Origin of the sequence: Humibacillus xanthopallidus (assembly GCF_044793955.1) — a bacterium.
Taxonomy (GTDB): domain Bacteria; phylum Actinomycetota; class Actinomycetes; order Actinomycetales; family Dermatophilaceae; genus Humibacillus; species Humibacillus xanthopallidus_C.
In genome coordinates this window covers 2,489,414-2,502,266 of sequence record NZ_CP084995.1, presented here as the reverse complement: position 1 = coordinate 2,502,266, position 12,853 = coordinate 2,489,414, and the positions used below count along the sequence as shown (strand labels likewise).

Genomic DNA, 12,853 nt, shown 5'->3' with positions numbered 1-12,853 from the left:
CACCAGAGGCCTAGGTCCCCCTCCGGGGAGCAGCCCGTATGCCGGCGGCCGGGTCAGTCCGTCCTCCGCGCCCGCGCCTCGGCCCGGGTGCGCGGCGGAGGCGGGGGAGTCGGGTGAGCGGGCGACGCCGAACCCTCGGCGGCGCGTTGCAGGTCGGCGGCCCCGGGCCCTGCGCCGGCAGTCCGGCCCAGCCCGCCCGCTGAGGTGGGACGGTCGGTGTGTCCTCCCTCGGAGCCCTCGGAGCCCTCGGGGACTTCCGGGACGGCAACCGGCTCCGTGGCGGAGCCCTTGGCGGTGCCGACGGTGAGCGCGGCGATGAGGGTCGTGACCGGCACGGCGAGCACGAGACCGATCGCGCTGGCGAGGGTGCGCACGATCTCCTCCGAGATCGACTCGGTCTGCAGCATGTCGAGCACGGGACGCTCGTAGAGGAAGAGGAGCAGCAGCACGGGGAGGGCAGCACCCGCATACGCGAAGACGATCGTGTAGATCGTCGAGGCGATGTGGTCGCGCCCGATGCGCATGCCCGAGTGGAAGAGCTCACGACGGCCCAACCCCGGGGCGGCGGCGCGCAGCTCCCACACGGCCGAGGACTGCGTGATCGTCACGTCGTTGAGCACGCCGAGCCCGGCCACGATGATCGCGCAGGTCAGCAGGTCCTTGGGGTCCATCGTCTGGATGAAGGCAGCGAGCGTGGCGCCCTCGTCGTCGGCCACCCCGCTGAGCCGGGCGCCACCGGCCGCGAGCACGCCGAGGACGGCCGTGATGCCGACGCCGAAGAGCGTGCCCGCCAGCGCCGTGCTGGTGCGCACCGACAGGCCGTGCGCGAGGTAGAGGACGACGAACATGATGGCCGAGCAGCCCACGAGGGCGACGACGAGGCCGGACTCCCCACCGACGAGGGCGGGCAGCATGAACTTCACGAGCACGAGCCCGCCGAAGGCCAACCCCACGAGCGCGAGCAGACCGCGCCAACGGGCGATGAGCCCGACGACGACGACGAAGAGCACGAGCATGAGCGACAGGGGAGCGCCGCGCTGCACCTGGAGGAAGGAGTAGGACTCGGGGTTGCCGTCGCGAGGGGGGATGCGCAGCAGCTGCACCGTGTCGCCCTCGCGCAGCCCCGAGGTGGAGATCGCCGGCGGCACCGACACCGAGATGATGGGCCGCACGTCACCCGAGGTGGGGGAGGGCTGGTCGAGCTGCACGACGATCGCCCCGCAGGTGGCGTCAGCGGCGGCGACGTCGCCCTGCTGTCCGTCGGCGGGTGGGGCGCCCGTCTGGGCGTCGGCGCCCTCGCAGGGGGGCAGCACGGTCTGCACCTCGGCGATGGGGAAGGTCACCCCGGGTGCCGCGAAGTCGGTGCTCGCGACCTGGTTGGGGGTGCGGGTGTCGTCGGGCCAGTAGCGCACGAGCCCGAAGACGGTGGCCGCCGCGGCGAGCACGAGGAAGACCGTGAGACCGACCCGCGCGACCGTGCTGACCGCCACGGAGTCGTGGGCGTCACCGGTGCCGTGGGAGTGGCTGTGCGCGGGTCCGGCTGGCATGGGGAGAGTGTGCCAGAGTCCTTTTGTGCCGTTGTGATCACAGGTCGCGATCGATCGGGCGTCGTGGCGTCGATCCCTCCGGCCCTTGGTTAGGCTCGGGTCGTGGATGTCGAGCAGCAGTCACCCGCCGGGCGCGAGGTGTCCGGGCGTCTGCTGACCCTCCCCAACGCCCTCTCGGTGCTGCGGCTGATCGGCCTGCCGCTCTTCCTCTGGGCCATCGTCTCCGAGCGCGACCTGCTCGCCCTGCTCATCCTGCTGCTGTCGGGCTTCACCGACTACCTCGACGGCAAGATCGCTCGCCGCTTCAACCTCGAGACCCGCCTCGGTCAGTTCCTCGACCCGATCGCCGACCGGCTCTACATCGCCACCACCCTCGTGGGTCTCGCGTGGCGCGAGATGATCCCGGTCTGGCTCGTCGCCGTGCTCATCCTGCGCGAAGTGGTCATGGTCGCCATGCTGCTCTACCTGCGCCAGCGCGGACAGATCGGCATGCCCGTCCACTTCGTCGGCAAGGCCGCCACCTTCAACCTGCTCTGCGCCTTCCCCTTCCTGCTGCTGTCGATCCGTGACGACTGGATCGGGCGGATCGCCGAGCCGATCGGCTGGGGGTTCACGTGGTGGGGCGTCGCGCTCTACTGGTTCGCCGTGGTGCTGTATGCCGTCCAGGCCCGTCTCGTGCTCGCGCGCAGCCCGCGGGTGGTGATGACGTGATGGACGACCGCCTCCCGGAGGGAGGACGTCCCGAGCCGCGTCGCCCGGACGCGTCGATGACGCTGCTGACCTCGATGCTCGAGCGGCCCCTCGACCCCAGCTACCAGGCGGCGGCCGACCGCCGCCGAGCAGCGGGGGAGCCGCCGGCGACCTCGAGCCGCACCGTGCTCGTCTTCGTGATGATGCTGCTGACGGGCCTGCTCTTCGCGATCGGCGCCCAGGCCCTGCGCCCCAAGCCGACCGCGGCAGCGACGGTCCGCAGCGAGCTCGTGTCGCGCATCGAGTCGCTGCAGGCCCACAGCACCGAGCAGGAGGCCAAGGTCACGACGCTGAGCAGGGAGGTGCGCGACCTCGAGGACCTCGCGCTCCAGCAGTCGGGCAGCGACGACCTCACGACGCAGATCAAGCAGCTCGAGGTGGGGGCGGCGGCCGTGCCCCTCACCGGGCCCGGTCTCACGCTCACCATCGACGACGCTCCGTCGGTCGATGCCGACGCCAACGCCGGCACCCGGCCGAGCGGCGGTTTCCAGGAGGGCCGGGTGACCTCGGGCGACCTGCAGATCGTCGTCAACGGCCTCTGGGGCGCCGGGGCGGAGGCGATCGCCATCAACGGGCACCGCCTCAGCTCCACCGCGGCCATCCGCTTCGCCGGCCAGGCGATCATCGTCGACTTCCGCCCGCTGGCGCGCCCCTACGTCGTCACGGCCCTCGGCGACCCGCAGGGCATGCAGCAGATCTTCGAGCCGTCCTTCGCCGGCGTCTACCTCGACCAGCTCACCCAGGAGTTCCAGATCCGCTCATCGCTGCGCACCTCCGATGACCTGACCGTGCCGGGCGACACGTCGACCCGCATCGACCACGCGAGCCCGCTGACCAGCGCCGTGGGCTCGGCCACCACCTCGAGAGCCCCGATCCCACCGACCAGCGGGGCCCCCGACCCTGAGGAGACCCAGCCGTGATTCCCGTCCTCGGCCTGCTGGCCGGACTCGCGATCGGACTGGTCATCGACCCCTCCGTGCCGGTGTGGCTGCAGCCCTACCTGCCGATCGCGGTCATCGCGGCCCTCGATGCCGTGTTCGGCGCGGTGCGGGCCGTGCTCGACGGCATCTTCAACGACAAGGTCTTCGTCGTGTCGTTCCTCTCCAACGTCATCGTGGCCGCGTTCATCGTCTTCCTCGGCGACCAACTCGGGGTCGGTGCGCAGCTCTCGACCGGCGTCGTCGTCGTGCTCGGGGTGCGCATCTTCTCCAACGTCGCCTCCATCCGTCGGCACCTGTTCAAGGCATGACGATGTCGAGCGACGAGCCGCGGAGCGAGGTGACACCGGCACCCGACGACGTCCCTCGCGGCGACGGCGCGCCGGTCGAGCCGGCCGGCTCGGCGGACCCGGTCGACGCGGCACCCCAGCCCGCCACGAAGCGCAAGAAGGGCAAGCAGAAGAGGAAGGCGTTGTCGGCCCCCGGTGCCCCGGAGACCGCACCGCCGGCGACACCGATGCAGGCCACACAGCCGACGCCGCCGACACAGCCCACCCAGCCCACCCAGGGGGCCGATGCGACTGCGCCGACTCCCGTCGTCGACGCGGCCGTTCCGTCGCCGGCCGTCGATGCGGCCATCCCCTCTCCGGCCGTCGACCCGTCGGCGCCGGCACCCGCCACCGACGCTTCTGCTCCTGCGTCGTCGGGTCCCGAGCTCGTCGACGACCCGTTCGTCGCTGCCGATGCCGCGCACGGCCACCACGTCGACCCCGTCGAGGGGCGCGCCGCGTGGGGGCGCCTGCTGAAGATGGGCCGGCCACGCGCCACCCGTGCCAACCTGCTCGTGCTGCTGCTGGCCGTCGTGCTCGGCGCGGCCATCGCCGCGCAGGTGCAGCTCACCAACGAGCGGGGTCTCACCGAGCTGAGCCAGACCGACCTCGTGCGCGTGCTCGACGACGTCTCCCTGCGCTCCTCCCGCCTCGACCAGCAGGTCCGTGAGCTGGAGGGCACCCGCGACCGGCTCCAGAGCGGCACCGGCACCTCCGCCGAGGCCCTCGAGCAGGCCCAGAAGCGTCTCGACACCCTCGGCATCCTCGCCGGCACCGTCGAGGCCGAGGGCCCGGGCATCACGTTGCGCATCAGCGACCCCGACAACCAGGTCAGCGGTCCGGTCATCCTCGACCTCATCCAGGAGCTGCGCGACGGCGGCGCGGAGGTGATCGACGTCGGGGGAGTGCGCGTCGTTGCCTCGAGCTTCGTCGGTGACTCCGGGGGCCAGATCACGATCGACGGCCAGTCGATCGAGCGTCCCTTCGTCATCAAGGCGATCGGCGACTCCAAGACGCTGGCCTCGGCGATGACGATCCCCGGCGGCATCGTCGAGTCGGTGCGCCAGAAGGGGGCCAGCGCGACGGTCACGGAGTCGGACTCCGTCGAGATCACCTCGACGCACGAGCCCACCGACCTGACCCACGCCCAGCCGGTCGACTAGCCGGTCGACTAGCTGGTCGACTAGCTGGTCGACGGGCCGACCGAACTCGCCGGCACGGGTTCTGCGACCCGGTGCCCACGGACCCTGCAGAGGTGGCATCCTCTCAGGTGCGCGGTCACCGTTCCCGGCCCCGCGTCACCGAACCGTCCTGACAGGAGCGACATGAGCGACCTCGAGTACCCCTCCGACCTGCGCTACACCAGCGATCACGAGTGGGTCCGTGTCGGTGACGAAGGCGTCGTCCGCATCGGCATCACCTCCTTCGCCCAGGACGCCCTCGGCGACGTCGTCTATGTCTCGCTGCCGGCGGTCGGTGACACCGTGAGCCCCGGCGACTCGTGCGGCGAGGTCGAGTCGACGAAGTCCGTCAGCGATGTCTACGCCCCGCTGGACGGCGAGGTGACCGCCACCAACGCCGCGCTCGACGGCGCTCCCGAGCTGATCAACTCCGACCCCTACGGCGAGGGCTGGATGTTCGAGATGCGCCCCGCCGACGCTGCCGCCGTCGACGCACTGATGGATGTCGAGGGCTACAAGGCCTCGCTGTCCTGACCCGCAGCCACGGCGGCCCCACACGCGGGGACGGTGGTCGGACCGACCCACCCGCCGTCCCCTAGAGTGGGGGAGCCATGGCCCACCCGCACGCCGAGGAGGACCTGATGTCGAGCGACCAGCCCGACCCGCACGAGGAGGAGCGCATGTCGAGCGACCAGCCCGCCCACGACGAGACGAACGTCGAGCCGCGCACCATGCGGTTCCAGGGGGTTCCGTCGCAGGAGTCCGAGCACGTCGAGGTCGACGGGCGCGGCTTGAGCGCCGAGGACCAGGCCACGATCGAGGCGCTGCGCCCCGGCACCGCCCTGCTGGTGGTCCTGCGCGGACCCAACACGGGCGCCCGCTTCCTGCTCGACGACGACCAGGTCGCGGCCGGGCGCCACCCCGACTCCGACATCTTCCTCGACGACGTGACGGTGTCGCGCAAGCACGCGCTCTTCGTCAGCGCCGACGACGGCTACGTCGTGCGCGACTCCGGCTCGCTCAACGGCACCTACGTCAACCGGGAGCGCATCGACGAGGCCGCCTTGCACACCGGCGACGAGGTGCAGATCGGCAAGTTCCGTCTCGTCTACTACTCGGCCTGACCGGTCGGGCGCTCGGGGCGTCGAGGTGAGCGAGAGCAGTCGCGCGGGTGGCGAGTCCGATCGACGGCTGACGATCGGCAAGGTCCTCGCCGAGCTGCGCGACGACTTCCCCGACGTGTCGGCGTCCAAGATCCGCTTCCTCGAGGCGGAGGGCCTCATCACGCCGCACCGCACGGCGTCGGGCTACCGCACCTTCAGCGGCTCCGACGTCCAGCGGCTGCGCTACATCCTCAGCGCCCAGCGTGACCGCTTCTGGCCGCTCAAGGTCATCGGCGAGGCCCTCGACGCTCTCGACCGCGGGCTCACCGACCCAGGAGACGGCGACGACGGCGGCGGTGGCGGCGAACCAAAGGATCGTAGCGACGGCCCGGCCCCGACCCCGGGCACCGACGGCGCACCCCCCGGCGACCGGGGCGGCCACACCGGCCCCTACGCCCCTCCGCCGCGAGCCGGTCGTCCGCGGCCGCCGTCACCCCGGCCCGACCCGGAGGTGCCGTCGGCCGCGAGCCTGCTCGAGCGGCATACCGTCGCGTTGACCGGCGCGGAGGTGCGCGAGGCCGCAGGCCTCGACACCGAGACCTTCCTGGCCCTCGAGACCTACGGCCTGCTGCAGAGCGACCACAGCGGGCACTACGGCGAGGATGCGCTGGCGGTCGCGGCCGCGGCTCGCACGCTGGCCGCCCACGGCCTGGAAGCCCGTCACCTGCGCCCCTTCCGCACGGCCGCCGACCGCGAGATCGGGCTGGCCGAGCAGGTGCTCGCGACACGGCACGGACAGGGCACGCGCGACGAGCGCACCGCCGAGATCGTCTCTGCCTGCCTGGCGCTGCACGTCGCCCTCGTGCGGTCGGGCCTCTCGCGCTGAGGGCGCGTCCGCGACCGTCGAGGCGCGGGGTACGGTGGTCAGGTGATAGAGGTCGATGTCCTGGGCGTCCGCGTCGAGATGCCGACGAACCAGCCGATCGTGCTGCTGCGCGAGCGAGACGGCGGTCGATACCTGCCCATCTGGATCGGTGCGGCAGAGGCTGCCGCGATCACTTACGCCCAGCAGGGCGTCGTGCCCCCGCGGCCGCTCACCCACGACCTCATGCGCGACCTTCTCGCGGTGCTCGGCCACACCCTGACCGAAGTCCGCATCGTCGCCCTCAAGGACTCCGTCTTCCACGCAGCCCTCATCGTCGACGGCACGGCCGAGATCAGCTCGAGGGCCAGCGACGCGATCGCGCTCGCCCTGCGCACCGGTGCCAAGGTGCTCGTCGACCCGGCGATCCTCGACGAGGCGGCCATCGTCGTCTCCTCCGAGGAGGACGACGAGGTCGAGAAGTTCAAGGAGTTCCTCGACCAGGTCTCCGCCGAGGACTTCGAGGCTCCCGGGCCCGAGGCCGAGGACCGCGACTCCTGACCGATCCGCCTCAACCCTGACGTTCGACCTGAGCATGAGGGTTGACCGCCGACAAGCCTTCGCCGGGGGCCGACACGCCGCCCTGCACGCCGGATGATTGACCAGCGACCCGTGCGGCGCCTACCGTCAGGAGAACGACGCGACTGTAGTTATCCGGTTGTGATCGGCTCGTCGCGTGCCCACGAGGAGGACGAAATGGCTGCCATCGAGGATCTGCCCGGCCCAGGCCGCGTGCTACCCACCGGCTCGCAGGGTCTGCTCTTCGACGACGACCTCCCGACGCTCGACGAGGACTCCGGTTATCGCGGCCCCACGGCGTGCCGCGCGGCCGGCATCACCTACCGCCAGCTCGACTACTGGGCCCGCACCGGACTCGTCGAGCCGTCGGTGCGCAGCGCGACCGGTTCAGGCACCCAGCGCCTCTACGGCTTCCGCGACATCCTCGTGCTCAAGGTGGTCAAGCGCCTCCTCGACACCGGCGTCTCGCTCCAGCAGATCCGGGTCGCCATCGAGCACCTGCGCGAGCGGGGCGTCGAGGACCTCGCCCAGATCACCCTGATGAGCGACGGTGCCTCCGTCTACGAGTGCACCTCCGCCGACGAGGTCATCGACCTCGTCCAGGGCGGTCAGGGCGTCTTCGGCATCGCCGTCGGGCGCGTCTGGCGTGAGGTCGAGGGCGAGCTCGCCCACCTGCCCAGCGAGCGGGCCGAGGACGACACCGTGGCCGAGCACCCGGGCGACGAGCTCACCGCTCGACGCGCCGCACGCCGCATGGCCTGACCGCAAGCGAAGCGTCGCTTCCCCCGCGCGGGGAGTTGCACGTCGGCTGCCCGCGCTCTGCTGGTAGATTTGGTCTCGCCGATCGACCCTGCGTGGGAGAGTCCTCGGGGTGCCCAGCACCTGCGAGGCGCCGAAGGGGCAACATCCCCGGAACCTCTCAGGCGCCAGGACCATGCGGGTGAGGCAACTCTGAAGGGCCCCGACCGGGACGCGACAGACGGGGAGCGTGTGTCGCCCGCTCGAATCCCGTCAGGAGCCCGCATGTCGATCGACCACCTCTCCGCCAGCACCCCTTCCGCGCCCGCCACCGGCGCGAGCCCCGAGGCACGGGCCGACGCAAGCCTCGGCGTCGAGTCCGTCGCAGCCCCGATGGCCGACTTCGTCAGCCGGCACGTCGGCCCCGACGCCACGGACACCGAGCAGATGCTCTCGGTCATCGGTCAGCCGAGCCTCGATGCCATGTGCGACCGCGCCATCCCGGGTGCGATCCGCTCCGACTCGCCGCTGCGGGTCGAGGCAGCCGCCAGCGAGAGCGCGGTCATCGACGAGCTGCGTGCCCTCGCCTCGCGCAACACGGTGCTCACCTCCCTCATCGGGCTCGGCTACTACGGCACAGTCACGCCGCCGGTGGTGCGCCGCAACGTGCTCGAGAACCCTGCCTGGTACACCGCCTACACGCCCTACCAGCCGGAGATCTCGCAGGGCCGGCTCGAGGCGCTGCTCAACTTCCAGACCGTGGTCACCGACCTCACCGGCCTCGACGTCGCCGGCTCGTCGCTGCTCGACGAGGCGACCGCCGCCGCCGAGGCGATGTCGCTCATGCGGCGCGTCAGCAAGACCCCGGCCGAGGCGGTCGTGCTCCTCGACCGGCAGCTCTTCCCGCAGACGATCGCGGTCATGCGCACCCGGGCCGAGGCGATCGGTCTGCCCCTCGTCGTCGCCGACCTGCGCGGCGTCACCGACGAGGCCTCGCTCACGGCTGCGGCGGACGGCAAGCCGGTCGTCGGCGTGATGGTGCAGTATCCCGACGCCACGGGTGAGCTCCTCGACTGGGCGCCGCTGACGGCCGCCGCCCACGCGGCGGGAGCGCTCGTCACGGCCTGCGCCGACCTGCTCGCGCTGACCCTCGTCGCAGAGCCCGGTGCGTGGGGCGCCGACATCGCCGTCGGCAGTGCCCAGCGCTTCGGCGTGCCGATGGGCTTCGGCGGGCCGCACGCCGGCTACATGGCCGTCCACCGTGGCCTCGAGCGCCAGCTGCCCGGCCGCCTCGTGGGCGTCTCGGTCGACGCCGAGGGCCAGCAGGCCTACCGCCTGGCCCTGCAGACCCGCGAGCAGCACATCCGCCGCGAGAAGGCGACCTCCAACATCTGCACCGCCCAGGTGCTCCTCGCCGTCATGGCGAGCATGTATGCCGTGTGGCACGGCCCCGCAGCCCTCACCCGCATCGCGCGCCGCGTGAACGGCCTCACGGCCGACCTGCGTGACGCCCTCGTCGCGAGCGGTCTCGACGTCGAGTCGACTGCCTTCTTCGACACCCTGACCGTGCTCGTGCCCGGCCGAGCCGAGGAGGTCACGGCCACCTTCGCCGACCGGGGCATGAACCTGCGCCGGGTCGATGACGACCGCGTCTCCCTGAGCCTCGACGAGACATCCACTGCCGCAACGGTGCTCGCCGTTCTCGACGCCTTCGGCATCTCCTCGGCCGACGCGGAGGCCACCGTGGGCACCTCGGACGCGAGCGGCATACCTGCTGGGCTCGAGCGGTCGTCCGACTTCCTCACCCACCCCGTCTTCCACTCGCACCACTCGGAGACGGCGATGCTGCGCTACCTGCGCCGACTCTCCGACCGCGACTTCGCTCTCGACCGCGGCATGATCCCGCTGGGCTCGTGCACGATGAAGCTCAACGCGACGACCGAGATGGAGGCCATCACCTGGCCCGAGTTCGCGCAGCTGCACCCGTTCGCGCCGGCCGAGCAGACCGAGGGCATCCGCGAGCTCATCGACCAGCTTGCGGCGTGGCTGTGCGAGATCACCGGCTACGACGCCGTGTCGCTGCAGCCCAACGCCGGCTCGCAGGGTGAGTTCGCCGGGCTGCTCGCCATCCACGCCTACCACCAGGCCCGCGGCGAGGGGCACCGGCGCATCTGCCTCATCCCCGCCAGTGCCCACGGCACCAACGCCGCCTCGGCCGTCATGGCCGGCCTCAAGGTCGTCGTCGTCAAGACGGCGCCCGGTGGCACGGTCGACATGGACGACCTGCGCGCCAAGATCGAGACGCACCGCGACGACCTGGCCGCGATCATGGTGACCTACCCGTCGACGCACGGCGTCTACGAGGACACGATCACCGAGCTGTGCGAGCTCGTGCACGACGCGGGCGGTCAGGTCTACGTCGACGGCGCCAACCTCAACGCACTCGTGGGTCTGGCGCAGCCCGGCACGTTCGGTGCGGACGTCAGCCACCTCAACCTGCACAAGACGTTCTGCATCCCGCACGGCGGCGGCGGCCCCGGTGTCGGGCCGGTCGCGGTGCGCGCCCACCTCGCGCCCCACCTGCCCAACCACCCCCTGGCACCCGAGGCCGGGCCCGAGACGGGCGTCGGGCCGATCTCGGCCGCGCCCTACGGCTCCGCCGGCATCCTGCCGATCTCGTGGGCCTACGTCAGGCTCATGGGTGGTGACGGCCTTCGGCACGCGACCCAGATGGCCGTGCTGGGAGCCAACTACATCGCGGCCCGGCTGCGCGACCACTTCCCGGTGCTCTACTCCGGCACCGACGGCCTCGTCGCCCACGAGTGCATCCTCGACGTCCGGCAGATCACCGCCGAGACGGGTGTCACCGTCGACGACATCGCCAAGCGCCTCGTCGACTACGGCTTCCACGCCCCGACGATGAGCTTCCCCGTCGCCGGCACGCTCATGGTGGAGCCCACCGAGTCGGAGAACCGCTACGAGCTCGACCGCTTCTGCGATGCGATGATCGCGATCAGCGGCGAGATCGAGGCGATCCGCCGGGGCGAGGTGGCTGTCGCCGAGAGCATGCTGCGCCACGCCCCGCACACCGCCCGCAACCTCGCCGGCCCCTGGGACCACCCCTACGACCGGGCCGACGCGGCCTTCCCCGTGGGTGTCGACGCGGCCGACAAGTACTGGCCGCCGGTGAGCCGCATCGACGGCGCCTACGGCGACCGGCACCTCGTCTGCTCGTGCCCGCCGCCCGAGGCGTTCGAGAGCTGAGCGTTCGAGGGCTGGTCACCTAGCGGGTTGTCCTCGCGTCGGTGCCCCGAGTGTGGTTGTCTCGGCACGTGGGAGCCGACGTCGAGCAGGCCAGATACACGCGCGAGCAGCGACAGCAGTATCGCGAGAAGGTGCGTCGCGACCTCGACGTGTTCGAGCGCATGCTGAGCCACAGCCAGTTCGAGTTCGACAAGCCGATGACCGGCATCGAGGTCGAGCTCAACCTCGTGTCGGAGGATCTCGGCCCCAAGCTCGACAACAAGGCGATCCTCGAGCAGATCGCCGACCCCGACTACCAGACCGAGCTCGCGCGCTACAACATCGAGCTCAACGTGCCGCCGCGGCCGCTCCCGGGCGACTCCGCCTTCGAGCTCGAGGCCGACCTGCGTCGCTCCCTCAACCGCGCGTCCGAGCGCGCCGCCGAGCTCAAGACCGGCATCGTGGCGATCGGCATCCTGCCGACCGTCATGCCCGAGCACTTCGAGGGCGACTGGATCAGCGAGAACATCCGCTACGCCGCGCTCAACAACGCGGTGCTCGACGCCCGCGGGGAGGACGTCTGGCTCGAGCTCGAGGGCCCGACGGGCGAGCGCATCGCGCGCTACTCCGACTCCCTCGCGCCCGAGTCGGCGTGCACCTCCATCCAGCTGCACCTGCAGGTGCACCCCGACCGCTTCGCCGACCACTGGAACGCCGCACAGGTGCTCGCCGGCCCGCAGCTCACGCTGGGCGCCAACTCGCCCTTCTTCCTCGGGCAGCGGCTCTGGGCCGAGACCCGCATCCAGCTCTTCACCCAGGCGACCGACACCCGCTCGGTCGAGCTGAAGAACCAGGGCGTGCGCCCCCGCGTGTGGTTCGGCGAGCGGTGGATCACCTCGATCTTCGACCTCTTCGAGGAGAACGTCCGCTACTTCCCGGCCCTGCTGCCCGAGATCTACGACGAGCAGCCCGAGGAGGTCTTCGAGCGGGGCGAGGTGCCCGAGCTCAAGGAGCTCCGGCTGCACAACGGCACCGTCTACCGCTGGAACCGCCCCATCTACGACACCCACGGCGGCCGCCCCCACCTGCGGGTCGAGAACCGTGTGCTGCCGGCAGGGCCGAGCATCGCCGACATCATGGCCGACGCCGCCTTCTACTACGGCACGATGCGCGTGCTCGCCGAGGAGGACCGCCCGGTCTGGACCCGGATGAGCTTCTCGGCTGCCGAGGCGAACTTCGAGGAGGGCGCCCGGCTCGGCATCGACGCCCGCGCCTTCTGGCCCGGCTTCGGCGACGTGCCCGCCACCGAGCTCATCCTGCGGCGCCTCCTGCCGATGGCCCACGAGGGTCTGTCCAAGTGGGGGGTGTCAGCGGCGGTGCGCGACCGCTTCCTCGGCATCATCGAGCAGCGGTGCCTCAGGGGGGTCAACGGTGCCTCGTGGCAGACGACGTGCGTCGAGCGGCTCGAGGCTCGTGGTCTGACCCGCGACAAGGCCCTGCGCGAGATGCTGCGCCTCTACATGCTGGGTCAGAGCGCCAACGAGCCCGTGCACACCTGGGAACTGCCCACCGCCTGACGCGGG

At 71.4% G+C, this 12,853-nt stretch carries 12 protein-coding genes and 1 riboswitch; of the genes, 11 read left to right on the top strand and 1 reads right to left on the bottom strand.

The genetic code is table 11. The annotated features are described in order from the left end of the window. Positions 1-53: 53 nt before the first annotated feature. Positions 54-1,547: a YibE/F family protein gene (locus LG278_RS11065; RefSeq protein ID WP_404387010.1), complete on the bottom strand. Its 1,494-nt coding sequence runs from the start codon at positions 1,545-1,547 to the stop codon at positions 54-56. 102 nt (positions 1,548-1,649) lie between these two features. Between LG278_RS11065 and LG278_RS11060 the strand changes: the two genes are divergently transcribed. The 11 genes from LG278_RS11060 to LG278_RS11010 all read left to right on the top strand — a co-directional run bounded on the left by LG278_RS11060 (position 1,650) and on the right by LG278_RS11010 (position 12,847). Then, positions 1,650-2,258, top strand: a complete 609-nt coding sequence (locus tag LG278_RS11060; protein ID WP_404387009.1) for a CDP-alcohol phosphatidyltransferase family protein — start codon at positions 1,650-1,652, stop codon at positions 2,256-2,258. Continuing rightward, on the top strand, positions 2,258-3,217 hold the full coding sequence (locus tag LG278_RS11055; RefSeq protein WP_404387008.1) for a DUF881 domain-containing protein: 960 nt from the start codon (positions 2,258-2,260) through the stop codon (positions 3,215-3,217). The genes LG278_RS11060 and LG278_RS11055 overlap by 1 nt, the downstream gene beginning before the upstream one ends. Continuing rightward, a complete protein-coding gene (locus LG278_RS11050) occupies positions 3,214-3,546 on the top strand; it encodes a small basic family protein (RefSeq protein WP_141820447.1) in 333 nt (110 codons plus the stop codon). Before LG278_RS11055 ends, LG278_RS11050 begins: the two co-directional genes overlap by 4 nt. Next, on the top strand, positions 3,543-4,727 hold the full coding sequence (locus LG278_RS11045; RefSeq protein ID WP_404387007.1) for a DUF881 domain-containing protein: 1,185 nt from the start codon (positions 3,543-3,545) through the stop codon (positions 4,725-4,727). The genes LG278_RS11050 and LG278_RS11045 overlap by 4 nt, the downstream gene beginning before the upstream one ends. 162 nt (positions 4,728-4,889) lie before the next feature. Continuing rightward, positions 4,890-5,279: a glycine cleavage system protein GcvH gene (gene gcvH / locus LG278_RS11040; RefSeq protein ID WP_404387006.1), complete on the top strand. Its 390-nt coding sequence runs from the start codon at positions 4,890-4,892 to the stop codon at positions 5,277-5,279. 146 nt (positions 5,280-5,425) lie between these two features. Then, positions 5,426-5,869 (top strand): FHA domain-containing protein, encoded by a 444-nt coding sequence (locus LG278_RS11035; RefSeq protein WP_404393613.1) that lies wholly within the window; start codon positions 5,426-5,428, stop codon positions 5,867-5,869. A gap of 25 nt (positions 5,870-5,894) precedes the next feature. Beyond that, the gene (locus LG278_RS11030) at positions 5,895-6,734 is read left to right on the top strand and encodes a MerR family transcriptional regulator (RefSeq protein WP_404387005.1); all 840 of its coding nucleotides are present in this window, start codon (positions 5,895-5,897) and stop codon (positions 6,732-6,734) included. A gap of 42 nt (positions 6,735-6,776) precedes the next feature. Next, positions 6,777-7,271, top strand: a complete 495-nt coding sequence (locus LG278_RS11025) for a bifunctional nuclease family protein (protein WP_404387004.1) — start codon at positions 6,777-6,779, stop codon at positions 7,269-7,271. 195 nt (positions 7,272-7,466) lie between these two features. Further along, positions 7,467-8,051, top strand: coding sequence for a MerR family transcriptional regulator (locus LG278_RS11020; RefSeq protein ID WP_404387003.1), 585 nt, complete (start codon positions 7,467-7,469; stop codon positions 8,049-8,051). An 83-nt stretch (positions 8,052-8,134) separates the two neighbouring features. Further along, positions 8,135-8,234: riboswitch (glycine riboswitch) on the top strand. Positions 8,235-8,312: 78 nt separating this feature from the next. Beyond that, positions 8,313-11,291: an aminomethyl-transferring glycine dehydrogenase gene (gcvP, locus tag LG278_RS11015; RefSeq protein ID WP_404387002.1), complete on the top strand. Its 2,979-nt coding sequence runs from the start codon at positions 8,313-8,315 to the stop codon at positions 11,289-11,291. A gap of 68 nt (positions 11,292-11,359) precedes the next feature. After that, positions 11,360-12,847 (top strand): glutamate--cysteine ligase, encoded by a 1,488-nt coding sequence (locus LG278_RS11010; RefSeq protein WP_404387001.1) that lies wholly within the window; start codon positions 11,360-11,362, stop codon positions 12,845-12,847. Positions 12,848-12,853 lie beyond the last annotated feature (6 nt).

What these genes read in the sequence shown, in the direction of transcription:
- LG278_RS11065 (WP_404387010.1), bottom strand. Translation starts at nt 1,547, where the DNA reads ATGCCAGCCGGACCCGCGCACAGCCACTCCCACGGCACCGGTGACGCC.
- LG278_RS11055 (WP_404387008.1), top strand. Translation starts at nt 2,258, where the DNA reads ATGGACGACCGCCTCCCGGAGGGAGGACGTCCCGAGCCGCGTCGCCCG.
- LG278_RS11045 (WP_404387007.1), top strand. Translation starts at nt 3,543, where the DNA reads ATGACGATGTCGAGCGACGAGCCGCGGAGCGAGGTGACACCGGCACCC.
- gcvH (WP_404387006.1), top strand. Translation starts at nt 4,890, where the DNA reads ATGAGCGACCTCGAGTACCCCTCCGACCTGCGCTACACCAGCGATCAC.
- LG278_RS11035 (WP_404393613.1), top strand. Translation starts at nt 5,426, where the DNA reads ATGTCGAGCGACCAGCCCGCCCACGACGAGACGAACGTCGAGCCGCGC.
- LG278_RS11020 (WP_404387003.1), top strand. Translation starts at nt 7,467, where the DNA reads ATGGCTGCCATCGAGGATCTGCCCGGCCCAGGCCGCGTGCTACCCACC.
- gcvP (WP_404387002.1), top strand. Translation starts at nt 8,313, where the DNA reads ATGTCGATCGACCACCTCTCCGCCAGCACCCCTTCCGCGCCCGCCACC.